The sequence below is a fragment of the Providencia rettgeri genome (genome assembly GCF_013702265.1).
Classification (GTDB): domain Bacteria; phylum Pseudomonadota; class Gammaproteobacteria; order Enterobacterales; family Enterobacteriaceae; genus Providencia; species Providencia zhijiangensis.
In genome coordinates, this window is record NZ_CP059348.1 from 2108727 (window position 1) to 2132193 (window position 23467).

Consider the following 23467-nt stretch of genomic DNA (forward strand, 5'->3'; position numbering starts at 1 on the left):
AACATGGCTAAGGCGAAAAAAGTAACAGAAGGCGTTCTGCGTGAAAGCGCAGAAGTGCGCTTTGCGGATGAATTAGAGCGATTAACCCAAGCGGATAAAGCCAACCCAAAACCACAAGGTTGGCTACGTTCCCCGCGGGCGGTTCGTCAATTTATTCTTGGGGATGAAGCACTGCAAATTACCCCCAAGTTTTTTGGTGACGATGCGCTAGTAGATCGCGCCATTGTGACCTTACTGGGTAAACAAGGGTTAATGCTGGTAGGAGAGCCGGGTACGGCGAAATCCATGCTGTCCGAGTTATTAGCGGCGGCGATCAGCGGTGACTCCGGTTTAACCATTCAAGGCACGGCGGGTACCACGGAAGATCATATTAAATATTCGTGGAACTACGCGCTGTTACTGGCGGAAGGTCCAACTGAGAAAGCATTAGTGAGTTCACCGCTCTACCAAGGAATGCAACAAGGCAAAATTGTGCGTTTTGAAGAGATCACTCGCTGCCCACCTGAAATTCAGGACGTGCTGGTCAGTATGATGTCTGAGAAGCAAATGATGATCCCTGAAATGAAAGATAATGCGCGGATCAGCGCCAAATCAGGCTTTAACTTGATTGGTACTGCCAACTTACGTGACCGCGGTGTGCATGAAATGTCATCGGCACTTAAGCGTCGATTTAATTTCGAAACCGTCAAACCCATCCAAGATCCGGCATTTGAAATTGAACTGATCAACAAACAATTGACCGTTGAACTTGGCGAGCTGGATGGCAAAGTGACAGTCCCAACAGATGTGATCGAATTATTAGTCACGACGTTCCAAGAATTACGTTCAGGCAATACCAAAGATGGTGGGAGTATTAAAACCCCAGATGCGGTGATGTCTACGGCGGAAGCGGTTAACATCGCTTATGCCTGTGCATTGGAAGCGCATTATTTAGGGGATGGCACGCTGAGCGCAGGCGCGGTCGCGCGCCAGTTGATTGGTGTGGTACTCAAAGATAATGCGGATGATATCAAACGGATGCGTTATTACATTGATAACGTTGCCCGCGAACGTGCGAAACAGAGCGAAGCATGGAAAGCCTTTTTCGATGCATCCCGTGAATTCTGGCAATAATATCCGTCGTCGCAGTGTGGTGGTAAATACATCACCACACTGTCCCTATGAGAGACATCATCGGTGAGTTTATCAAACATCACATTGCCAGAACGGCTACAGCAGGCGCTTGAACAGTGGAAAACACTGGGGGAGCAACAGCTCTATTTTGCCCCCGTTCGTCACCATAGTCCCGCCTGTGCTTATAGCGTATTGAGCTTAATTGAGCAGGTTAAGCCTGATTACGTGCTGATAGAAGGTCCCGACAGTTTTAACCCATTAATCGCGGGTTTATTGGATAAAGAGACTCGGCCGCCAGTGGCGATTATGGGGCAAACTACCCTGAAAAGTGCGCCCACTGAACAAGATGAAAGTGACGCTGTCACGAGGTCGGCTTATTTCCCATTTTGTGAATATTCCCCTGAGTGGCAAGCGTTACACGTAGGGCAGCAGCATCAAGCTCAACTGCGTTTTATTGACTTGCCATGGACAGCGCAGGTGGAACTTGACTTAGAAGGCGAGAATCAGCATCAAAGCTTGCAACGGGAACGTTATCTTGCCCATAGCTTATTTATTGCTCAGTTGGCGAAAAAGTGTGGGTGCCGTGATCACGATGAGCTGTGGGAACATCTGTTTGAGTTGCGCCCATTAACCTCGGTTGCCAATTGGGTTGATTTCTTCCGTGATACCTTTATTTGGTGTGCCTTAGCACGATTGGATTATGAGCCGGAAGTGCTTGCTTCTGAAGGATCAATTCAGCGTGAAGCCCATATGCAGGCGCATATTCAAGCGATTAAATCCGCAGAGCCAAACGCGAAAATTGTGGTCGTGACGGGCGGTTTTCATACCCTGGCACTGCTTGAAGGGCTTGGGGATGGGGCGGCGCAGCAATTTAAACTCTCTTCCGAGCAACAAAAGCAATTTACGGCTCAGCAAAAGTTGGCAGAACGCGACAGCGCTTGGCTTATCCGTTATAGCTTTGACCGGCTCGATGCATTAAATGGTTACGCCTCCGGCATGCCTTCTCCCGCATTTTATCAAAAAGTGTGGGAAGGGTTGTTGGCGCAGCGAGCGGATCAGGCAGCGCAAAAAGTGGCAGCGACGGCTGCATATCGAAATCAGCTCGGTATTCAGTTTTTGGCTTACGTGGCTGAAGTATTACGAGCAAAGCAATTTGATGCAGCGCCGGGATTCTTATCCGTCAAACTCGCCGCAGAACAGAGCTTGAGACTTGCCGCATTTCGTGGGCACACGGGGGCGGGTCGCTATGATTTATTAGATGGGCTGCAAAGTGCGTTTATCAAAGGCAGCTTAGATGAAAGCCAAGATGAGCTGTGGCAGCAAATCAAAACCTGTTTTTCTGGCTTTACCTTGGGGCAGATCCCCAAAGGCACCATCACACCGCCATTGGTGTCTGAAACCTATTCATTGGCGAAAGGCTTTCGCTTTAAATTGGATGACACGTTAGCCAAAGTGAGTCGCTTAGACGTTTATCGCAATAAGCAACACCGCTTGCGCAGCCGTTTTCTGCATCTTTTGAGTTTCTTAGAGATCCACTTCGCCAAACCGCTTTCTGGACCTAATTTTCTTTCAGGCAATCAGATGGATTTACTGTTTGAAGAGTGGCAATACGCGTGGACGCCGAATGTGGAAGGGGAGCTGATCGCGCTTTCAGAAAAAGGCACCCAATTAAAAGCCATTGCGCTGAATAAAATTTTGGCAATGGAAAAACAGCTTGAAGAGCAAGGTATCAGCCGTTCAAGCCAAAGCGCGGTGACGTTGCTGATGCAGGCAGCGTTGATTGGACTTCACCAACGCATTCCAACGCTGTTTACCTTGTTAGACCGTTATATTCAGCACGATAGCCAGTTTGAATCATTAGTGGCCTGTGGCCATAAGCTGGTGCATCTATGGCGCGGGCGTAGCTTTTTTGATCTTGAAGAAGAAACGGGCATCAAACAGCGGATTGATAAAGTACTCTCTCAGGCTTTTTTCTGCTTAGATCAGGTGGCTCAAGGGGATGAACAGCAGCAAGAACACTATTTTAATGCGTTACTATCTTGCCGTGAATTAATCACCTTTATGCCGGAAATTAGCCGCGATACGGATTATTCCGCAGAATTTTATGCACAATTGAGCCGGTTGGATGGACGCCTTAATCACGCACCGCTGATTAAAGGGGCGGTGGATGCTATTCGTTATCTTGGTGGCCAAATTGATGAATCGGTACTGACCCAGGAAATTCAGCGGACGTTCAGTTTAGGTAGCGACCCGGAACTGGCTATCGGCTACTTCATTGGCATTATGCGTACTGCACCGGAATTGGTTGTGCGTTTACCCCTATTAATAGAGTTACTCAATGAACTGTTGGGTGAGTGGGATGATGGACGTTTCTTGCAAGTGTTACCGGATCTGCGCTTTGCTTTTAGCCAATTAACCCCGAAACAGAATGCGCAAATGGCGCGGGTGGTCGCGCAAAAATTATCGATGGATACCCAAGATTTAACCCTCCATCAGACACAATTCAATCAGCAACAATTACTCCAAGCCATGGAACTCGAACAAAAAATTCAGCATCAGATTGAAAATCAAGGGTTAACGGAGTGGTTTTCACTGCAAAATGAGGGGCTATCTCATGGATAAGCAGCCAGAAGACGCGCAACTAACCGAAGAGCAGCTTCAATTAGCGAAACGCTGGCGTCTTATTTTAGGTCAATATGCGGATGGCGCACTGGGACAAGCGGCACTAAATGGCGATGAGCTCAGAATCGAGCGGTCATTGGATTTTTTATATCGTCGTGAATATCAACGTCGCGGTTTACGCCAAGAAGACGGGCGTCATGGATCGCTAGATGCGTCCCAACTGACAGCGGTTAACTGGCTGAACCAAGCCCGTAAATTGTTCCCAAACAGCACCTTTGAGCGAATGCAGTCGCAGGCATTAGAGCGTTATGAAATCAGTAGCTTATTAAAAAGTCCACAAGCCTTGAATGCGATGGAGCCCACCAAAGCCTTAGCCAAATCGTTATTAAGTTTGCGCGGTAAAATGAGTGAGGAGACGCGGGATGCGGTGAAGAATATTATTCGCAAAGTGGTGGATGATATTTTAAGCCAGATGCGTAATCAGTTTCGCCAAGCGCTAACGGGACGTCGTAACCGTTTTAAGCGATCGCTGCTCCCCAATAGCCGTAATTTTGATTGGCGAGCCACCATTGCCGCGAATTTAAAGAATTATGATCAACAAAATCAGCGCTTAGTGATTAAAACCCCGTATTTTAACTCCCGCCAGCAACAGCACTTGCCGTGGGATGTGATTTTGTGCGTCGACCAAAGTGGCTCTATGGCGAGTTCGATTATGTATGCGGCGGTGTGTGCCAGTATTTTAGCGGCATTACCGACGGTACGTGTCTCTTTGGTGGTGTTTGATACTCAGGTGGTCGATCTCAGCCATTTAGCCCACGATCCGGTAGAAGTACTAATGACCGTGCAGCTCGGCGGGGGAACTGATATTGCGAAAGCGATGCATTATTGCGAGAGCTTGATCCGTAACCCGAAACGCACGGTGATTTCCTTGATCAGCGACTTTGAAGAAGGCGGGGCGTTGAATAATTTGCTCAATTGCACGGAGCGCTTGAATAGCCAGCAAGTGAAATTGTTGGGATTAGCTGCTTTAGATGATGATGCATTACCAGTTTATGATACGGAGATTGCCCAGAAGCTGGCGGATCGCGGTATGAGTGTGGCGGCGTTAACCCCAGAGCATTTTGCTCACTGGCTGGCTGAGGTGATGCAATGAGTTGGAAAACCGTTTATTTACATTATGATGACGACGCATTAGCTGTATTTGCCAACGTCGGATTGGTGCGCCGAGCTCGTAAGGATCTGGAAAGTGGTAAAGTTTCTCCGGTTTGTTTAGCGGATGGAACTTTTACCAGCGATGGCCAGAACGTCACATTAGATCCTCAAGGGGTTCAAAAAGCCAGCTGCGACTGTTCGGCTTCGGTTTGCTGCAAACATATTCTGGCGGCGGTACTTTGGGTACAAACAAACAGCGATGAACAATCGATTGATTCTACAGAAGATAGTTCGGAGTCTGTCGATATTGAACCACTATTACCTGAGCTGTTGGCATTCGATGTTCCCACATTAATCAAGCAAAACAGTAAGCCCGATTGCCGCTTGGCGGTGAAGATCTTACAGGATTGGCAAGATCACACCGTGATCTTAGACGACCAAGCTAACCAACTGAAAATCACGATCCCTCAGTACGACGAGCCAATTATCTATATTCGGGGTAATGGTTTTCAAGGGATGCTGTCGTCACTACCTGAGAAGCAGCAAAAAGCCCTACATTTGGCCGCGATCGCTAAGGTCTTTCTTCAGCATAATCAGACGTGGAATTGGCCTGACGATCTCATGCCTAACCGCGAGGCCACGCTAGCATTGAGCGACGATGAGCAAGCGGTGATTGCGACTATCCAGCGTTTTATTCACGATATGCTGCGTCAGGGGCTTTCTCATATAAGCCAAAGCAGCGCCGCGCAGTTGCATTTATTGAATATGTCAGCGCGTGCGGAAGGTTTGCCTCGCTTAGCCAATTATTTAAAGCGTTTAAGCTATCAAGTGAAATTATTAGCCCAGCGCCATTTCACGATGGATGAAGGGCAGGTTTTGCGGTTTATCGCGCAGATCAGTGGCTATCTTTACCAATTAACTCACTCCAGCGACGATAAAATTGCACAATTGCGCGCCTTTGGTCGTCGCCAATATGACAGTAAAACGGACATTCTTTCTTTGATCCCTATTCATGCCGAGTGGTGGCAAACTCAAAGTGGCGCCATCGGGGGAACATTTAGTTTTTGGGATAACCAAGAGAAAAAAGTGGTGCAGTGTAGTCAAGCGCGGGCCAATACCCTCGACCCGAATTTCACCCGTCACACTGTCTGGCAAACGCTAGCGATTTGGAAACAAACGGCAGATAGCCTGATGCACAGTGGTTTTGAATTGCACAATCCACGCTTATCCGATGAGGGTAAACTTGCGGCTAGCGGCGATAGTTATGCCGTCAGTAGCAGTGCAGTTAGCCAAGCACCGCACATTTCATTCGATGATTACCAAGCATTGAAAAGTGAGCTGGGGTTTGATGATTGGAAATCGGCAACGGCCTATTTCAATGCGCTCACCGATGATACTCAGTTTGAACCGGTTGTTCTGCATATCGACAGCTACGAACCGCTGCATTGGAATGAAATCGAGCAGTGTGTCAGTTGGGCTGTGCTGGATGGAAACCAAAATCGGGCATTTTTGCGATTAGACTGGCAAGGTACGGAAAATCACAAAATTGAAGAGTTGCGTTTTATCACTCAGAAAGGTTGGGAAATTAGAGCGGTATCCGTTCAAGTCAGCGTGTCTCAGCAGCAATTACAGCTAACTCCGAAAACCCTCTGGTTGAAAAAAGAGCAGGGTATTGAGCTGTTCTACCTTGATTTTGAATCGGTACCTCGTAAAAAACAGTCATCCAAGTTTATGACGACGATTGCTGAATATATGGCGAAAAAGCAGCAAGACCGCACAGCATTTGCGCCAGTGCCAACACTGGCACAGCAGATTACCCGTCCAATCTTGGCGGTATTGGAAACACAAAGCTGCACAGGGCGCGCACAGTTATCAGCGAGTCAAATTGACGAGTTAAACTTTGTGGTCAGGACATTGCAGGATTTGGGGATGTTATGGTTTGCTAAGCAACTGGCGCACTATTTAAAACGGGAAAACCAAACCGCCGAAAATTTATTGCGCTTGGTATACCTTTGCGACCAATTTGAGCGTTCGCAAAAATTGATGCCTTTTGAGTTGAATAGCTAATTTAGCTCGTAAAAATAGAACGGGGAAAAGGAGTTCCCCTCTAAAAGTTTCATGATTCTAAATGAGTTAGAAACGTCCGTAGTAGCTGATTCAGCGCTTGTTGCTCTTCATTCGACAATGACGCCACCAAACGGGATTGGTTTTCAGTATGGGCGGCGACCACTTGGTTAATTAAATCCAACCCTTCCGTTGTTAAACTCACCAAAAAACCACGGCCATCATCAGGATTGACATGACGCGCGACATAACCGGCTTTCTCGAGCTGATCGATGCGGTTGGTCATCGTGCCAGATGTCACCATCAAGGTCGCTAGCATATCGCTGGGTGATAGTGTGTAAGGGGAACCTGCACGGCGCAAAGTGGCGAGCACGTCAAAACTTGATCGGTTTAGACCAAATTGGGCAAATACCTTCTCCATTTCACGGGTCAGGTGATGGGCAACGTTGCCTAAGCGACCAATCAGCCCCATGGCGCTGATATCAAGGTCGGGGCGTTCACGTTCCCACTGTTGAGTGATTTTATCGATTCTATCCATAGGCAAATCATACAATAATCTATCTTGACGTCAAGGTAGTTTGAATTTATCTTGACCTCAAGATAAATCAACGTGAGCGTATTCATGAATAGATATTGGGTTCTGTTTTTAACGGCATTAGCACCGATAGTTTGGGGAAGCACCTACTTGGTGACAACGGAAATGCTGCCTGCGGGTATGCCTCTGACGTTAGCGATGCTCCGCGCCTTGCCGGCGGGTTTGCTGTTGTTGCTATTTTTACGCAAATTGCCTCAGGGGATTTGGTGGGGACGAGTACTGATTCTTGGCATTTTAAATTTTTCGCTATTTTGGTGGTTGTTGTTTATCTCCGCATACCGTTTACCGGGTGGCGTGGCGGCAACGGTGGGAGCGATTCAACCGCTGATTGTGTTATTTCTTAGCCGTTGGCTATTAAGCAGCCCGCTATCGAGTATTTCGATATTTGCCGCACTAAGCGGTATTTTCGGGGTGGCTATTTTATTATTGACGCCAAGTGCTGCGTTAGATTTAACGGGGATTATTGCGGGCTTAGCTGGGGCATTTTCTATGGCTGCAGGAACGGTACTGAGCCGTCGTTGGCAGCCTCCAGTCTCAGCATTGACCTTTACCTCGTGGCAATTAACCGCAGGTGGGTTAGTCTTACTGCCTTTCGCCCTATTACTTGAACCTACGTTACCTTCCTTGAGTTTGTTAAATATCGCGGGTCTGAGTTATTTAACTTTGATCGGTGGCGCACTGACTTATGCATTATGGTTTCGTGGTCTCGCTATCTTAGGACCCAGCTCAGTAGCATCGCTGGGATTCTTAAGCCCGATGAGCGCTGTTATCCTCGGGTGGCTGTGGCTAGACCAGCAACTCAGTCCATTACAGTTACTCGGTATGTTGGTGATTTTACTCAGTGTTTGGGGTAGCCAAAAAGCAGAGCGTCAATTGGCCTTGAAAAGGCAGCAACAAGCCGTTTAAATATCAAGGGCACTTCTAGGTGCCCATTTTTAATGCGTGGTGACTATATGTGTGGTGACAATGTTATTTCCTGATGAAGAGAATACGATTGAGATTGCGCCTGATGCTTATCTCCTTAAAGGCTTTTTGCTTGGGCAAGGAGAGCCGTTATTAGCTGCATTATTTGAGGTGATTGCTCAAGCGCCTTTGCGTCATATGGAAACCCCAGGCGGGTACGCCATGTCTGTGGCAATGACCAATTGCGGTGATTGGGGCTGGGTTACGGATAATAAAGGTTATCGCTATTCTGCCGTCGACCCGATGACTCAGCGGCCATGGCCCATGATGCCCGCTCTATTTAAACAGCTGTCGGAGAATGCCGCTGAAAAAGTGGGTTTCTCTCATTTCGATCCCGATGCTTGCCTTGTTAACCGCTATGGTGTCGGGGCTAAAATGTCGTTACATCAAGATAAAGATGAAGCAGATTTCTCCCAACCGATTGTTTCTTTTTCATTAGGATTGCCCACTATCTTTGATTTTGGAGGAAAGACGCGAGAGTCTCCACGTCAAGCTGTTCCATTGGAGCATGGCGATGTTCTGGTATGGGGCGGGCGTTCGCGGCTCAATTATCACGGTGTACGACAAATCAAATCAGGCGTTCATCCTCAACTTGGGGCTTACCGCTTCAATCTGACCTTTCGTCGCTCGCAACCTAAGAAGTGACTCGTTTCTGCAAGCTAAAAAATATCATTGAACATTGAATGATATGCGAATATAACTGTTGGCTTGTTTTTAACTTAACGGTAGGTTGCCAATGTACAGCTTTATTAATGATTATAATGAAATAGCGCACCCAGCAGTGATGGAAGAACTCAATAGCTTAGTGGGTAAGCGTTTTGAAGGGTATGGTACCGACACGTTATGTGCCAGTGTGGCTGAGCAAGTGAAACAGCGCATTGGACGCCCAGATGCAGATATTCATTTCTTTAATGGTGGAACGATCACCAATTTAACCACCATCTCCCATGTTTTAAGACCTCATCAGGCGGCTATCGCGGTAGATTCAGGGCATATTGCGGTGCATGAAACAGGGGCAATTGAAGCTACAGGGCATAAAGTTTTCACTGTTCCTTCAGCATCGGGTAAGTTAACCCCAGCGCTGATTGAGCAAGTTTTGGCACATCATACCGATGAACACTGTGTACAGCCAAAATTGGTGTATATCAGTAACTCCACAGAAATTGGTACTGTGTACCGTAAAGATGAGCTGGTTGCGCTGCGTAAAGTGTGTGATGAGCATGGTTTATGGCTGTTTATGGATGGCGCGCGTTTAGCCTCCGGTTTAATGTCCCATGCGAGCGACGTAACGATTGAAGATATCGCTCAGTTGACGGATATTTTTTATATCGGAGGCACTAAGATTGGCGCATTGACCGGTGAGATCCTGGTGATTTTAAACCCAAGCTTGAAATCTGATTTCCGCTTTAGCATCAAGCAAAAAGGGGGGTTACAGGCGAAAGGTTGGTTATTAGCGGCTCAATTTAAAGCGCTGTTTAAAGATGACCTTTATTTCAAATTGGGTAAGCATCTCAATGAGATGGCGATGCACTTAGCGGCATTCTTTACTCAGCAAGGTTTTGAGTTCTTAGCGCCTGTTGAATCAAACCAAGTGTTTGTGGTGCTACCGGATGATTTAGCGAAGAAATTGCTGGAGCATTATGTTTTAAGCAGTATGCCAGCGCCGGAAGCGGGTAAAACCTGTGTGCGTCTGTGTACTTCATGGTCCACAAGCGAACAAGATGTCGAGAAATTTATTCGCGTATTTAAATCACTGCGTTAATCTCAAGTCAATAACGGTAAGCCCATATAGCGGGCTTACTTTTGTTATTATTCTGCTGGTTTTTTTAATCCGTTCAGAAGTATATCGATACTGGCAATACTCTGTTTTAGCCGCGTTTCACTCTTATCTTGTGCTATCCAATACGCTGCTTCGGACAAGCCGCCATTGAGTAATGCTGCGAGGGCGCGAGGCTCTACGTTGGCAATGGTTTTATCCTCCACCAGTTTGGTGATGATCTTTTCAATGGCATCCGCACACTGTAAGTTAGATTTCGCGATGGCTTCCCCTAACACCGCTTTAGCATCCCGTAAAATTACTTGCTGATATTCAGGCTCGAGCGCCATTTCTAAATAGGCATGACAGCGGCGTTGAAAGCTTGACCACAGGTCATCGCTGTTGTCCGTGATTGTCTGTAAACGTTGGTTCATTTCAGCATCTATTTGTTCGACAACCGCCAAGAATAATCCCTGTTTGTCTCCAAAATGGTGATATAGCGCTCCGCGAGTCAGTTCAACACTGGCCGTTAAATCATCCATTGATGTTTCTGCATAGCCTAAACGGCAGAAGAAATCTCGTGCCGTCGCCAGTAATAGGGCGCGAGTTTGTTCCATTTGGGCTTGTGTTCGTCTTGCCATAAAACCTCTTACATACATTGCGTATGATTATTTACATTCATCTCGTATCAATATATCATTTTTATACATACATACCGTATATATATTGAATTTTTATTATGGAGATACTACATGCTGAGCCGTTACCAACAACTTTTCCACGCTTCAGGAAGCTTCCAATTTGCTTTGGCAGGGCTTTTGGCTCGCTTAGCGTTACCCATGATGGGGATTGGGATTATTACCATGCTGTCAATGTTGCAAGGAAGTTATGCACTGGCAGGTGGCGTTTCAGCTACTTTTGTGCTGACTTACGCCTTATTATCGCCGCAAATTTCTCGCCAAGTGGATAGCCATGGTCAGTTTCGCGTATTGCCGTTAGTGACTTTTATTAGTGTTCTGGGTATGGGGCTAATAGTGGCGTCTACGTGGTTAGGGCTTTCTTATATTTGGCTATTTTTAGGGGCATTTCTGTCGGGCTTTATGCCGAGCATGTCCGCTATGATCCGTGCAAGATGGACGCAGATCTACAAAGGGGATCCGCTGCTGCAAACGGCTTATTCATTGGAAACTGTCTTCGATGATTTGACGTTTATTGCGGGGCCTCCGCTATCCGTCGGGCTGACTGTGACACTGTTCCCACAAGCGGGAATCATGATTGCGGGTATTTTATTATTATTGGGCGTTTTACTGTTAGTTTCTCAACGTAAAACGGAACCTACCTTAATCGATAATCACCAGATGATGAGCAAAAAGACGTCTATTTTGTGTCTACCTAGCTTGCAGTTGCTGATTATTCTCATGATTTCGTTGGGCGTAATTGTGGGAACGGTGGATATTTTGAGTGTGACGTTGGCGCAGATGCAAGGGCAACCTGCGATGGCGAGTTTAGTGTTATCTCTGTATGCCATTGGTTCTTGTGTGATGGGGGTGGTATTTGGAGGAATGCGTATATCAATGCCTTTGCCGCGTATGTTGCTAATCAGCGGGGTTCTGACATTGCTATCGATTATTCCTTTGCTTTGGGTGACGGGCATTTGGTCGCTGGCGATTGTGATGTTTATTTCAGGATTATTTTTTGCGCCAACGATGATTATCGGTATGTCGCTGGTGGAGAATATTGTTCCCGATCACCGTTTAACGGAAGGGATGACATGGCTGCTGGCGGGACTGAATATTGGAGTGGCATTTGGTGCGATGCTTTCAGGTAAAATGGTGGATGAACTCGGAATATATGCAGGATATTGGGTTGCTATTGTTGGCGGTATTTTGGTGGTGCTGTGTTCGCTACTGAGCTATGGAATATTGATGCGCCAAGAAACGTCAGTTTGTTCCTCCTAAGGGATTGATGACATGCTATGATGTGCAGCAATTCATTCCTAGAAATAAAATCGATAGGTTAACGTCAATATGGTGATTTGGGTGGATGCGGATGCGTGTCCGAAAGTGATTAAAGAAGTGTTATATCGCGCGGCCGATAGAGAAAAAGTGCAAATTACATTTGTGGCGAACCAGCGTTTGTCGGTTCCTCCTTCTTTATTTTTAAAGACACTGCAAGTTCCTGCAGGGTTTGATGTCGCAGATAATGAAATTGTTTTACGTGCACAGGCCGGTGATTTAGTGATTACAGCTGATATTCCATTGGCGGCGGAAGTGATGGAAAAGGGCGCGGTGGCATTGAACCCTCGAGGTGAACGTTACAGTGAAGCTACGATCCGTGAACGTCTGACCATTAGAGACTTTATGGATACGATGCGAGCTAGTGGCGTGCAAACCGGTGGGCCCGCTAGCTTAAACCAACGAGATCGCCAGCAATTTGCTAATGAGTTAGATAAGTGGTTGCTGCAACGTCGAAAATCATTGGGATAGTTTTTTAGTTCGTTCACATACGGTGGATTTTCAATAACCTGACGTAGGTTGCATCCCGAAGGGTTATCCCTGTCTATAATAAAAAAATCCTCCGATAATGTGAGACACCATGATGGATCCACTACACAGTATTCTGATCACCTTGTTTTTGTTTGTTTTGACCTTTTTTAACCCCGGTGCCAACCTATTTACGGTAGTTCAAACGACATTAAGTTCAGGTAAAAAAGCTGGATTAACTTGTGGTTATGGGGTTGTTCTGGGGGATGCGATTTATTCAGGGTTAGGGCTATTTGGGCTGGTGGCATTAATGACGCAGTTTGAATCGCTATTTTCCCTGATTAAGATTCTAGGTGGATTATATTTATTGTATTACGCGATCAGTGTCTTTCGAAATAAAACGCAACTGTCTCTTGCTACCGAAAAAAATACAGAAAATTTCCCAACAGGTGTTTATTTTCGTCGAGGGTTAATTGCTGACTTATCTAACCCTCAAACTGTTCTATTTTTCATGAGTATTTTCTCTACTACTATTTCACCTTCGACACCATTGTGGACTAAGTTGGTGATTTGGTTAGGAATTGTGGTGGCTTCTTTAGTTTGGCGTATTATCTTATGCCAGACATTTTCACTCTCTTCTGTAAGACGAACGTATTCCCGTATCCATAAAGTGATAGGCAAAGTGGTCGGATTGATTTTAGGCGGGTTAGCTTCTAAATTAATTTACCAAGGTATTACTGAGATTGCCTTTAAAAAATAAGCTTCACTGAAAGGATCATAAATGGGAATAACTGCATTGTATTTAGCTGCTGTGTTGACATGGATTGTTGCGCTATTGCATTTTGCGTGTCTGGTTTGGGGCGCTGCTGGATTTAAGTGGCTCGGAGCAGGGGAACGGATCGTTAAACAATCTCAAGAAGGGCACTGGTACCCACCATTTACGGCGATTTTTGTCGGAACGGTATTAACCATTTGGGGGTTGTACGCATTCAGTGCAGCTCAAGGTTCTTTTTCTTTACCCTTTACTCAACCCATTCTAATTGCCATTGCTGCTGTATTTTTAATTAGAGCAGCAATATTTCCACTGATCAAAAGCCGCTTTAAAGGTAATAGCGACCTATTTTGGTATGTCAGTTCTGGGTGTTGTTTGATATTAGGTTCACTGTTTTTAGTGGGCGCACTGTTACGCTAAACAGGAAGTACGTTAAACAGGCTTGGAAATGGTTAATAAGGTGACAGTTGTCACCTTATTAATATTGAAGAACACGCGTAGCATTATTGAGCGGTGGATTTTACCCACTCAGTGACTTCTTCAAATGTCCCTTTGAAAACAATTCGATCCTGTTTTTTGCTCAACTGATAGCGGTACATCGGATCATAATATTCATGAAGTAGTGGTGTAAGCCATGAGAAATGAACATCTGTTTTTTCCGTTTTACGTTGAGCAATCAGCGCATCATCAAGTAGTTTAGTTAGCTCAATCGCTCGCTGGGAACCTAAACGTTTACGGATGGCATGTAGACCATGGTGTAGGTATTCGCTGTAGGCATTCCAACCTTGTTCTTCACCAAATGCGGCAAGAAAATCGTGGGTCATTCGGTCAAAATATTCCTCTTTTAACCTTTCCATTCGGCGCTCAATGGGGTCTTCAACCACTGCAATTGTTGCTGCTTCCATTGCTTGGCGTAGTGAATCAGGAAGGCTGTTCACCCCAATGGCACGTCCTTCATCCTCAAGTACCCACCGGTTGTGATTAGGGGCTTTTTTTAACATAGAAACCGCTAAATGGTTTTCAAATGTAGCCTGTGAAAATTGGGCTTCTAAAGTACGACCAAAGGAAGAGCCTCGATGATGAGCAATACCTTCTAGGTCAATACTATCTTCAAGCCTTTGAACTAATAGCGTTTTGCCATTCCCAGTGCAACCACCAATTAATATGACTGGACGCTGAGCTAATTCGTCAATTGCATCAATAGTCGTTTGGCGTAAGTTTTTATAGCCACCATTGATAAGTGGGTACTCAATGCCCGCTTCTTTTAACCATTGTTGGGCTATATGGGAGCGCATTCCGCCGCGAGCGCAGCAAAGATAACCTTCTGGATGTTGTTGACACGCTGTTTTCCACGCATTAATTCGATTTTCACGTAATTCACCAGAGACTAATTGATGACCCAACTCAACTGCTTTATCGGAACCTTTTTGTTTATAACAGGTTCCAACGGCGGTGCGTTCATCGTCATTCATTAAGGGTAAATTGAGTGCCGATGGCATGGCACCTTGTTGAAATTCAACGGGGGCACGAACATCAATGATTGGGGTGTCAGAAGCAAGGATCTGGCGAATTTCGGGTGTGGAGAGCGCTAATTCCATAATAAATAAAATGATTCATATCAATTCGGATTTCGATAAAGGCTACTATACTCCTAAATAGGGATGATGGCACCTTATCTGGGACGAAAAGAGAACGGAGTGCTATATTGGAAGTCGTCTTTCAACTTTCGAAGGAGTAATGACATGAAAACCCTAACACTGCAAGAGATGACTGAAACGCAAAGAATGCGGGTGAGGCAACGACTGGCTCAAGAGCGTAAAAGTTTAGGGCGCGAGTTGACCAATTCAGAAGAAAGCAAAGTCAAAAAATTGATCATTACCGAAATCTCGGCTGAAGTTGAAAAAGAAGCCAAAGCCTTAAGAACCCAGAAGAAAAAAGAGCGCGTAACTGGAAGCAATGCGACTTACAACTGGTCATCTAATAACCATACTCGCGGTTATCGCTAGCAAGTTTTTTGTCGTAAATTCAACATCAACACCACAAAGCACCTATTAAGTAGGTGCTTTTTTTATGTCATGAAAAAACACAGTGTTTTGATTATTACAAGCGTATACTGATTATTAGCATTCTTATAATTGCAATTTAAATAATATCAGTGAGCTGTAATAGGAGTCTGGTCATGACAGAAGAACACGAACCGTTTGGCACTTTACTTGGCTACGCCCCCGGTGGTGTTGCAATTTACTCTTCCAATTACAGTTCCATTCCCGATTTAGGTGAACGGGACGATATCTCGTTTCGCAGTTATATCAATAATGAATATATGGGATATAAATGGCAATGCGTTGAATTCGCTCGTCGCTTTCTCTATCTCAATTATGGTGTGGTATTCACCGATGTTGGCATGGCATATGAGATTTTTTCATTACGTTTCTTACGTCATGTAGTGGATGACGGTATCTTGCCATTGCGCGCGTATCAAAATGGCAGCCAAATGAAACCCACTGCAGGAAGTTTACTGATTTGGGCGGAAGGTGGTGAATTTGAGCATACTGGGCATGTTGCTGTGATCACTCATGTGCTTGAGAATAAAGTGCGAATTGTGGAACAAAATGTTTTACACCATAAACTTCCTGCCGGACAGCAGTGGACCCGAGAACTCCCTCTAAGCGTCGATAATGGAAGTTATACATTGTCTGATACATTCACCGATACGACGATCCTCGGTTGGATGATACAAACGGATAATAACCAGTATGCTTATAAAGAACCTGAAATTAATCCACAATTAATGGAGCTGCACGCGGCTCAGTTGGGTAGCCAAATCAACTTCAATCAAAGCTGGTTAGATGAATCTAACCCGATTGAATTAGCTTATATAAAGGCTAACCATGGGCATAAATTGAATGCCAATCCCCATGAATATTTCACGATTTCCAGTACTGCCGAAAATCAACTAATGCAGGCAACAAATGAAGTTCATCTGATGTATTTGCATGCGACTGAAAAAGTCCTCAAAGATGACAACTTACTGAAACTTTTCAATATCCCCGAAATTCTCTGGCCACGTTTGCGTTTATCATGGCAAAACCGCCGTCATGATATGGTAACGGGTCGCCTTGATTTTTGTATGGACCATCGAGGGTTGAAAGTTTATGAATACAATGCGGATTCAGCATCTTGCCACACTGAAACAGGACTAATTATTGATAAGTGGGCAAAAATAGGGGGGCTCAGCACTGGCTGGAATCCAGGTGGGCGTCTGCAAGAGTTACTTACGGATACATGGAAACACACTACTGCAAAACCGTTTATTCACATCATGCAAGATAAAGATAGTGAAGAGGATTATCATGCGCTATTTATGGCTCAATCCATCACGGCAGCAGGTTTTGAATGCAAAATCATCCATGGTTTGGATGAGTTGGTTTGGAATGAAACTGGCCAAGTGGTGGATGGTGAAGGGCGAGTGCTTCAATGTGTATGGAAAACATGGGCATGGGAAACCGCTCTGGAGCAGTTACGCCAAGAGAGCGAAAGTGACCTTTCTGGTCTACCTATCTTAACCGGTCACCCTCATCATAATGATGTCCGGCTGATTGATGTGCTGTTGCGTCCAGAAATTCGTGTTTTTGAACCGTTATGGACGGTGATCCCTGGAAATAAATCAATCCTGCCGATTCTATGGTCACTGTTCCCGCATCATCCATATTTATTGGATACGGATTTTGAAATTAACGATGAGCTACGCCAAACAGGGTATGCCGTGAAGCCTATCGCAGGGCGTTGTGGTAATAATATTGGTCTGGTTGATCATCAAGACGATATTCTGGATGAAACTTGTGGGCAATTTGCCCATCAAGAGAATGTTTATCAGCAATTATGGTGTTTACCGAAAGTGGCAGAACGTTATATTCAGGTCTGCACATTCACTGTGGGAGGGCATTATGGTGGTGCATGTTTACGTTCTGATCCTTCTTTAGTCATTAAGAAGGACAGCGACATAGAACCGCTTTGGGTGCTTGAAGACGATGACTATCTGAAGCAAGGCTAATAAGAATAAAAGCAAAAAAATGGCACTATCTTTAATACTGAAGATAGCGCCACTTTCGAGATATAGATTAGAACTGGTACACTAAACCCAGACCTAAGACATTATCAGTATTGATGTTGTGATCACGAGTGAACTCATTTTTATTCAATAAGTTAATTTTGTAATCAACGACGGCGGACATGTTGTTGTTGAACTCATAAGCTGCGCCAACAGCCAGGTATTTTACTAAATCTTTGCTGCCATATTCGCCAAGATCTTTCCCTTTAGATTGGTTATAACCAATTGAAGGGGTTAAACCGAAATCTAAGGTATAAGTCGCAACAACTTCTAAGTTTTCTGTTTTATTAGCAACGGCTTCGGCATCATCTTCTCCGTAGCGAGTTGCATTCAGTGCTTGACCATACATAGCTGCGATGTAAAGGTCTTCCCACTCAAATTTACCCCCGACGTTCCACACTTGCGCGCGTTCGCCTTTTGCTCCAATAGCACCATCACGCTGGCTTGGTGTGCGACTTGAGTTTGCATAGCTTCCCCCTAAGGTGACGCCGTAACCTAATTCATAAGCGGTTGATAAACCATAACCATCACCGTTATTTTTTAGTGCATCTTCACCAGAGGATTTATTCTGATCGCCATTTTTGCCTTGGTATTGCAAGGCAAAGCTTAAGCCATCAACATAGCCGAACATGTTATTGTTACGATAAGTCAACAAGTTACGGTTGCGTCCCATCATGAAATTATCTTCTTGATCCATGGTATCCGCGCCCCAAAGTGGGAGAACGTCAGTCCATGCATTGACATCGTAGTTCACACCATAATTGCGACCGTAATCCAAAGAACCAAAATCAGCGAATTTTAAACCGGCATAAGCTAAACGGTTTTGATTTTCATGGTCACTTTCTGATTTGTTGGTTGGAGTTTCCCATTCAAAACGGCCATAACCTGTGAGTTGGTCGTTGATTTGAGTATCACCACGGAATCCTAAACGAACGCGTGAATCATCACCATCTTCACCACTTTTTGAGTCGGCGATATAGTGGCGAACATCAACTTGTCCATAGACATCAAACTTGTTGCCGTCTTTGTTATAAACTTCTGCCGCGTTAGCTACGCCTGCGACTGCCAGAGTTGTGATAAGTGTTGCTAATTTACTGTATTTCATATAAAAACCCTTTAAACCACGTATAAAACAGTTGATTTTGTGTATGCATAGGAAATAAACCGCGCTTATTATCAACGGAAGGTATCAATTCAGGCAATATATAATTAAATGAGAATCATTCAATAAGTCGATTCTACTGAACTAAATATAACTACTCGCAAATTATTTCGTAAAACCGCTATTTGGGGAGTGCGGATGGAGGAAGGGGATTTCAGGATTATCGTATAGTGAACTGGAACGGCAACATTTAGAATGTGATGCATACCAGATGGTCATAGAAGGATAATAATTGATGCCATGGACGTTTTCTCATCCTGCTGTTGTTTTTCCTATTAAGCATTCTTTCTTGGGAAAATGGCTAAGTTTACCTGCGATGATCCTTGGGAGTTTGAGCCCAGATTTATTATATTCGTTTGGATTGTATCGATTAGCTTCAGAAGCTCATCATATTGTGGGATGGCTATCTATTGGGTTACCTCTTTGCTTTATTATTTATGTCATTATTCTGAAGCTGGCTTCGCCATTATCAACCGTTATACCTTTTGTGATTAAAAAAACACAGGCCTGGTCTATCCTCAGTATTTGTATTCTCGCTATATCTTTCTTTATTGGCGCATTAACGCACATTGTTTGGGACTCTTTTACTCATGATACGGGCACGATGGTGCGGTCATGGTCATTTTTGCAATTCAATTTATCCATGACTGATAAACAAGAAATTGCTATCTATAAAGTTTTACAACATTCAGGTTCATTACTAGGTTTGCTCTATTTAAGTTATCAATATTGGCGATATTATCGAAAGCAGACAAAAGTACAGCAAAACATTGATAACCAAAAACTCAAAAAGATAATAGGGATTGGGACTGCTTCCTTACTATTCGCACTGCCGATTGCCTATTACCTCACACCCAAATTACCCAATTTTCACTTTAACCGCTTCGTTTATTTAGAACTTACCATGACGGTGCCATTTTTCTTTGGTGGTTTAGTTATTTATGGGATATGGGTAAATTTCCATCAGTACGGTAAACAGTCTTAAATATCACCATTAATTCACACTTATCTGAAATTAATTATTGATTTGTTCCATAATAGAAGCCAATGAAAACTCAACTAAAGGAATACAAGGGTGAAGATTAAAAATATCATATTTACGGTTTTTTTAGTGATTGGGATCCTATTTCTGCTTGGTACCGCATTCTCGCTCTATTCCAGCATGAATATGACAAAAAATGGGGTAGAAACAACAGGGATTGTGACTGATCTGGATGTCAGTGTTTCAGAGGATAAATCAAAAAGCTATTTCCCGATTATTGAATTTACGACGCAAGATAATCAAAAAATTGAATTTCGCTCTTCCATGGGTAGCAGTAGCTATCGTGGCAGCATAGGGCAATCTATTGATGTGTTGTATGATCCAACTAACCCCCATGATGCGGTGATTAATTCTTTCTTTGGAATTTACGCGTTAAGTATTTTTTGTGGTATTTTCGGCGTTGTATTTACATTAATTGGCGGTGTTCCGTTTGCTTTTGGTATGGTAGGTAAAAAGAAAAATACGCGCTTATTACGTGAAGGTACACCAATCCAAGTAAAAATTACTGGGGTTGAAGAAAATACGATGATCCAGATAAACAAGCAGTCGCCATACCAAATTTTGGCGGATGTGCATGATAAAAGCACGAATACAATCAAGCGTTATAAGAGTGAAAATATTTATTTTGACCCATCGCCATATATTGATAGAGAAACAGTCACAATTTACCTCGATAAGAATAATGCCAATAAATATTATATGGATATAAGCTTCCTACCAAAAATGAAATAGTGAAGGTTAGCCGCCTCGATGAATTTAGGTTCGAGGCGGTTATTTTTACACTAAGATTTAGCCAATTCGGGTGTTTCACTCATACTACGACGAAGCAATAGCATCACGGAAAAAATAGCCACGCCAACAATAAATCCAATCATATTGGTCACTTGCCAGCCGACAAAATAAAAGGCGACTCCCGCTAATAAGCTGCCAATAGCACCAAAACCAAAAATAAGAAAATCGGTCATTCCCTGTATTTTACCTCGTTCATGATCGCGGTATGTTCGCGGTAATAAGTGTGTGGTGCCAATTAAAATACAGTTCCAGGCAAGTCCTACTAGTGTCATTGATATTAAAAAGTGCGTATAACTGGCCCCCGTTAAATTTAATAAATTCGCCACCATCAGGCAGGCTATTCCCAACCACAAGAAAGGTTTTACGCCAAAGCGACTGATCAAATGTCCTGTAAAAAAGGAAGGGGCAAACATACCTAAAATATGGCATTGGAAAACAAAGGCGATGGAAGTGAATGTAAAGTCTTGAGCTTTCATTGCCAATGGAAATGCGCCGACCATGTAAACGACCAAGGCATAACTTATTGCGCTAACGAAAGCGATTAAAATAAGTAATGGTTGAGAGTAGAGTTTTGAATATGAACGCGCTTGTGGAACATCTGCAGAAAATGTCGTTTTACGCTGAGTTGTTAACGGGATCATTAATAAAAGTATAAATGCCAAAATATAAATGATCGTCAGTGCCGCGAAGGTGCCCATAAATGGATATTGGGCAATAAGTGTGCGTGTTGACATCGCTAATGTAGGCCCTACTAATACCGCGACAATACCACCACTCATGACTAATCCGATGGCTTTTGCACGCAGAGCAATTGGTGCTTCTTCTAAAGCGGCGAAGCGATATTGTTGAGCTGTACCAATCGCGATACCTGTAAAAAAAGTTCCCAGAGAAAATAGCCAAAAACTTTGAGTGTAAATACCTGAAATAGCGAAAATTGCGCCCATTAATCCACCAATATTTCCCAACATAAAGCCAGCTCGACGGCCAAATCGCATCATGAAATGCGCCATGGGAATGGAGGCTAAAATCAAGCCAATATATTGTGACAATAGAGGGATGGTTGCATAGGCTGGGTCATCCGCTAATTGCGAACCAATCAGCACAGCAACAGAAAGAACGAGGGCATTACCCGTTGTAAATAATGCGAGAGCGGCGGCGAGCCAAAAAACTGAGCGAGGCATAATCATTCCTTATTGTTCATAAAAATCAACAATAGTAGAGGGAGAAAACGAATATGCCGGATGATACAACTTCAAGTTAACTTTAAGTCAAGCGAGGTTTTTGGCCAATTTTGCGATATTTTGTTTTAAGCTGGTAGAGAGAATTTTTTGGAACTTAGGGCACTGTAAATGGTTATCTGCTGAGCACTGTTCGATATGCTGTAACCCTTGTTTAAGCTTTTGGAGTTCTTGGATTTTCTGATCAATTTCATCTATTTTTTCTCGCAAAATAGGGCGTTCAATTCCATTTTCTGGCAGGCGATTTAGCATGTTTGCTATTTCATCCAGTGAAAATTGAGCCTGTTTAGCCAGAATAATAAGGGAAAGATGAGTAAGAACTTCAGGGGCATACAACCGAGTTAAACCTTTTCGGCCAATCGGTTGAATCAAACCTTTGCTTTCATAGAAGCGAATAGTTGCAGAGGTAAGGCCGGTTAATTCAGCAACGCGAGTAATAGTGAGCGTTTTCATGATGATTGACCTTGAAATGAGTATCCTATAGCTAATGGAGATAAATTCGGACTTGGAATTACTTTGATAAATGTACACCAAAATAGTCAATGACGAGACAGATGATTGCGTTGTCTGTGCTTCTTCCTTTAAAAATATCGATTCAGTGGTTATTATCGTTTCATAAAAATGAATTATTATTAAATAATAATACTGATTATCAGGATGATTAAATGCCGAAAAGACCGCTCACCTTTGATTCTGACGCTTTACGTTCCTTTGTTACAGGGATTGAATTAGGCAGCTTTGCATTAGCGGCTGCGCGGTTAGGGCGTTCTACATCTTCCATTAGCGCTCAATTGAAAAAACTTGAACAACAAGCTGGCACTGATTTAGTTCAAAAATCAGGTCGAAATTTAGTGCTAACACCGCGCGGGGAAATCATGTTTAGCTATGCACGCCGGTTGTTAGAGTTAAATGATGAAGCGAGTTCTGCTTTAGCTGCATGTGGCCTTCAAGGGGAAGTGCGGGTCGGTTTTCAAGAGGATTTTGGTGAAGTACTTTTGCCGCCGGTGCTGAGCCAATTTTCTCGCGCGCATCCTGATGTGCAAATATCAGCAACAGTCACGCAAAACCCACCGCTTATTCGGTCAATATTAGAGAATAAACTGGATCTCGTGCTTTGTTGGCATGGTAATGATGAAACGGCATTTTGTGAGTCTTTAGGTCAATTATCCCTACGTTGGATTGGCTCCCCGAAGTTCGATCTTTCATATTATCTGAACAATAATATACCGTTACCGCTATTGGTCTTTGATGCGCCATGCCTTATGCGCATGAAAGCCATTATGGCTTTAGATAAAGCAGGTATTCCATGGAGAATTGCCTTCACTAGCGGAAGTTTAAGTGGAATATGGGCGGCTGCCGCGGCGGGTTTAGGTATTACATTAAGAACTGAAATTGGCGTACCTTCATCGTTACAACTCTATGATTTATTTGAGTTACCAGACGTTGGGTATATGGGCGTTAACTTGCATCGAGCTGAAGAAAAAATGTCTGAAGCGGTAGCATCGCTGTATCACACGATTACCGAATTTGTTGCGGATAAAATCATCGCGTGATGAAGATTGGCTTCTGTATGAAGATAGTTTTTATATAAAGACAGATTTC

The 23467-nt window shown here is 44.0% G+C and carries 22 protein-coding genes; 16 read left to right on the plus strand and 6 right to left on the minus strand.

The features are described from left to right. The first annotated feature begins 3 nt into the window (after positions 1-3). From H0913_RS09680 to H0913_RS09695, 4 genes are all read left to right on the plus strand, one after another. Positions 4-1113, plus strand: a complete 1110-nt coding sequence (locus tag H0913_RS09680) for an ATP-binding protein (RefSeq protein WP_154603801.1) — start codon at positions 4-6, stop codon at positions 1111-1113. A 63-nt stretch (positions 1114-1176) separates the two neighbouring features. Continuing rightward, the gene (locus H0913_RS09685; protein WP_181477167.1) at positions 1177-3735 is read left to right on the plus strand and encodes a DUF5682 family protein; all 2559 of its coding nucleotides are present in this window, start codon (positions 1177-1179) and stop codon (positions 3733-3735) included. Then, positions 3728-4888 carry a VWA domain-containing protein gene (locus tag H0913_RS09690; RefSeq protein WP_181477168.1) on the plus strand — a complete coding sequence of 387 codons (1161 nt, stop codon included), beginning with the start codon at positions 3728-3730 and terminating at the stop codon, positions 4886-4888. The genes H0913_RS09685 and H0913_RS09690 overlap by 8 nt, the downstream gene beginning before the upstream one ends. After that, positions 4885-6954, plus strand: coding sequence for an SWIM zinc finger family protein (locus tag H0913_RS09695; RefSeq protein ID WP_181477169.1), 2070 nt, complete (start codon positions 4885-4887; stop codon positions 6952-6954). The genes H0913_RS09690 and H0913_RS09695 overlap by 4 nt, the downstream gene beginning before the upstream one ends. A gap of 49 nt (positions 6955-7003) precedes the next feature. Here H0913_RS09695 and H0913_RS09700 read toward each other — a convergent pair whose 3' ends face one another. After that, positions 7004-7489: a MarR family winged helix-turn-helix transcriptional regulator gene (locus H0913_RS09700; RefSeq protein WP_154603798.1), complete on the minus strand. Its 486-nt coding sequence runs from the start codon at positions 7487-7489 to the stop codon at positions 7004-7006. An 84-nt stretch (positions 7490-7573) separates the two neighbouring features. Between H0913_RS09700 and H0913_RS09705 the strand changes: the two genes are divergently transcribed. From H0913_RS09705 to H0913_RS09715, 3 genes are all read left to right on the plus strand, one after another. Next, positions 7574-8452, plus strand: coding sequence for an EamA family transporter (locus H0913_RS09705; protein WP_154603797.1), 879 nt, complete (start codon positions 7574-7576; stop codon positions 8450-8452). Between the two features lie 60 nt (positions 8453-8512). Beyond that, positions 8513-9154, plus strand: a complete 642-nt coding sequence (gene alkB, locus H0913_RS09710) for a DNA oxidative demethylase AlkB (protein WP_154604408.1) — start codon at positions 8513-8515, stop codon at positions 9152-9154. A 91-nt stretch (positions 9155-9245) separates the two neighbouring features. After that, positions 9246-10271 (plus strand): threonine aldolase family protein, encoded by a 1026-nt coding sequence (locus tag H0913_RS09715; protein WP_181477170.1) that lies wholly within the window; start codon positions 9246-9248, stop codon positions 10269-10271. Between the two features lie 47 nt (positions 10272-10318). Here the strand turns inward: H0913_RS09715 and H0913_RS09720 are convergent, their stop codons facing one another. Next, positions 10319-10906, minus strand: a complete 588-nt coding sequence (locus H0913_RS09720) for a TetR/AcrR family transcriptional regulator (RefSeq protein ID WP_154638465.1) — start codon at positions 10904-10906, stop codon at positions 10319-10321. Positions 10907-11017: 111 nt separating this feature from the next. Here H0913_RS09720 and H0913_RS09725 point away from each other — a divergent pair, with 111 nt between their 5' ends. The 4 genes from H0913_RS09725 (at position 11018) to H0913_RS09740 (ending at position 13940) form a co-directional block, all read left to right on the plus strand. Further along, entirely contained in the window at positions 11018-12223 is a 1206-nt protein-coding gene (locus H0913_RS09725; protein WP_154603794.1) for an MFS transporter, read from the plus strand. A gap of 69 nt (positions 12224-12292) precedes the next feature. Continuing rightward, positions 12293-12751: a YaiI/YqxD family protein gene (locus H0913_RS09730; protein ID WP_154603793.1), complete on the plus strand. Its 459-nt coding sequence runs from the start codon at positions 12293-12295 to the stop codon at positions 12749-12751. A gap of 109 nt (positions 12752-12860) precedes the next feature. Continuing rightward, entirely contained in the window at positions 12861-13508 is a 648-nt protein-coding gene (locus H0913_RS09735; RefSeq protein WP_154638463.1) for a homoserine/threonine efflux transporter, read from the plus strand. 21 nt (positions 13509-13529) lie between these two features. After that, on the plus strand, positions 13530-13940 hold the full coding sequence (locus tag H0913_RS09740) for a hypothetical protein (RefSeq protein ID WP_181477171.1): 411 nt from the start codon (positions 13530-13532) through the stop codon (positions 13938-13940). Positions 13941-14023: 83 nt separating this feature from the next. Here H0913_RS09740 and mnmH read toward each other — a convergent pair whose 3' ends face one another. Next, positions 14024-15118, minus strand: coding sequence for a tRNA 2-selenouridine(34) synthase MnmH (gene mnmH, locus H0913_RS09745; RefSeq protein WP_181477172.1), 1095 nt, complete (start codon positions 15116-15118; stop codon positions 14024-14026). A 144-nt stretch (positions 15119-15262) separates the two neighbouring features. Here mnmH and H0913_RS09750 point away from each other — a divergent pair, with 144 nt between their 5' ends. After that, positions 15263-15526 carry a DUF3811 domain-containing protein gene (locus H0913_RS09750; protein WP_132495964.1) on the plus strand — a complete coding sequence of 88 codons (264 nt, stop codon included), beginning with the start codon at positions 15263-15265 and terminating at the stop codon, positions 15524-15526. A gap of 173 nt (positions 15527-15699) precedes the next feature. Continuing rightward, positions 15700-17574: a bifunctional glutathionylspermidine amidase/synthase gene (gss, locus tag H0913_RS09755; RefSeq protein WP_181477173.1), complete on the plus strand. Its 1875-nt coding sequence runs from the start codon at positions 15700-15702 to the stop codon at positions 17572-17574. Positions 17575-17641: 67 nt separating this feature from the next. Here gss and H0913_RS09760 read toward each other — a convergent pair whose 3' ends face one another. Further along, positions 17642-18736, minus strand: a complete 1095-nt coding sequence (locus tag H0913_RS09760) for a porin (RefSeq protein WP_154603788.1) — start codon at positions 18734-18736, stop codon at positions 17642-17644. 292 nt (positions 18737-19028) lie between these two features. Here H0913_RS09760 and H0913_RS09765 point away from each other — a divergent pair, with 292 nt between their 5' ends. Further along, positions 19029-19778, plus strand: coding sequence for a DUF4184 family protein (locus tag H0913_RS09765; RefSeq protein ID WP_181477174.1), 750 nt, complete (start codon positions 19029-19031; stop codon positions 19776-19778). 90 nt (positions 19779-19868) lie between these two features. After that, positions 19869-20567, plus strand: a complete 699-nt coding sequence (locus H0913_RS09770) for a DUF3592 domain-containing protein (RefSeq protein ID WP_154603786.1) — start codon at positions 19869-19871, stop codon at positions 20565-20567. Between the two features lie 50 nt (positions 20568-20617). Here the strand turns inward: H0913_RS09770 and H0913_RS09775 are convergent, their stop codons facing one another. Together H0913_RS09775 and H0913_RS09780 are read right to left on the minus strand one after the other, a co-directional pair. Beyond that, positions 20618-21808: an MFS transporter gene (locus H0913_RS09775; protein ID WP_181477175.1), complete on the minus strand. Its 1191-nt coding sequence runs from the start codon at positions 21806-21808 to the stop codon at positions 20618-20620. Between the two features lie 87 nt (positions 21809-21895). Next, positions 21896-22318: a MerR family transcriptional regulator gene (locus tag H0913_RS09780; RefSeq protein ID WP_154603784.1), complete on the minus strand. Its 423-nt coding sequence runs from the start codon at positions 22316-22318 to the stop codon at positions 21896-21898. A 212-nt stretch (positions 22319-22530) separates the two neighbouring features. On the opposite strand from H0913_RS09780, the gene H0913_RS09785 reads away from it, so the two are divergent. After that, complete coding sequence (locus H0913_RS09785) at positions 22531-23418, plus strand: LysR substrate-binding domain-containing protein (RefSeq protein WP_154603783.1); 888 nt, start codon at positions 22531-22533, stop codon at positions 23416-23418. The last annotated feature ends 49 nt before the right edge of the window (positions 23419-23467 follow it).

Coding starts and splice junctions, on each gene's coding strand:
- H0913_RS09725 (WP_154603794.1), top strand. CDS start 11,018: ATGCTGAGCCGTTACCAACAACTTTTCCACGCTTCAGGAAGCTTCCAA.
- mnmH (WP_181477172.1), bottom strand. CDS start 15,118: ATGGAATTAGCGCTCTCCACACCCGAAATTCGCCAGATCCTTGCTTCT.
- H0913_RS09750 (WP_132495964.1), top strand. CDS start 15,263: ATGAAAACCCTAACACTGCAAGAGATGACTGAAACGCAAAGAATGCGG.
- H0913_RS09785 (WP_154603783.1), top strand. CDS start 22,531: ATGCCGAAAAGACCGCTCACCTTTGATTCTGACGCTTTACGTTCCTTT.
- alkB (WP_154604408.1), top strand. CDS start 8,513: ATGTTATTTCCTGATGAAGAGAATACGATTGAGATTGCGCCTGATGCT.
- gss (WP_181477173.1), top strand. CDS start 15,700: ATGACAGAAGAACACGAACCGTTTGGCACTTTACTTGGCTACGCCCCC.
- H0913_RS09765 (WP_181477174.1), top strand. CDS start 19,029: ATGCCATGGACGTTTTCTCATCCTGCTGTTGTTTTTCCTATTAAGCAT.
- H0913_RS09780 (WP_154603784.1), bottom strand. CDS start 22,318: ATGAAAACGCTCACTATTACTCGCGTTGCTGAATTAACCGGCCTTACC.
- H0913_RS09715 (WP_181477170.1), top strand. CDS start 9,246: ATGTACAGCTTTATTAATGATTATAATGAAATAGCGCACCCAGCAGTG.
- H0913_RS09680 (WP_154603801.1), top strand. CDS start 4: ATGGCTAAGGCGAAAAAAGTAACAGAAGGCGTTCTGCGTGAAAGCGCA.
- H0913_RS09730 (WP_154603793.1), top strand. CDS start 12,293: ATGGTGATTTGGGTGGATGCGGATGCGTGTCCGAAAGTGATTAAAGAA.
- H0913_RS09690 (WP_181477168.1), top strand. CDS start 3,728: ATGGATAAGCAGCCAGAAGACGCGCAACTAACCGAAGAGCAGCTTCAA.
- H0913_RS09720 (WP_154638465.1), bottom strand. CDS start 10,906: ATGGCAAGACGAACACAAGCCCAAATGGAACAAACTCGCGCCCTATTA.
- H0913_RS09740 (WP_181477171.1), top strand. CDS start 13,530: ATGGGAATAACTGCATTGTATTTAGCTGCTGTGTTGACATGGATTGTT.
- H0913_RS09705 (WP_154603797.1), top strand. CDS start 7,574: ATGAATAGATATTGGGTTCTGTTTTTAACGGCATTAGCACCGATAGTT.
- H0913_RS09760 (WP_154603788.1), bottom strand. CDS start 18,736: ATGAAATACAGTAAATTAGCAACACTTATCACAACTCTGGCAGTCGCA.
- H0913_RS09700 (WP_154603798.1), bottom strand. CDS start 7,489: ATGGATAGAATCGATAAAATCACTCAACAGTGGGAACGTGAACGCCCC.
- H0913_RS09735 (WP_154638463.1), top strand. CDS start 12,861: ATGATGGATCCACTACACAGTATTCTGATCACCTTGTTTTTGTTTGTT.
- H0913_RS09695 (WP_181477169.1), top strand. CDS start 4,885: ATGAGTTGGAAAACCGTTTATTTACATTATGATGACGACGCATTAGCT.
- H0913_RS09775 (WP_181477175.1), bottom strand. CDS start 21,808: ATGCCTCGCTCAGTTTTTTGGCTCGCCGCCGCTCTCGCATTATTTACA.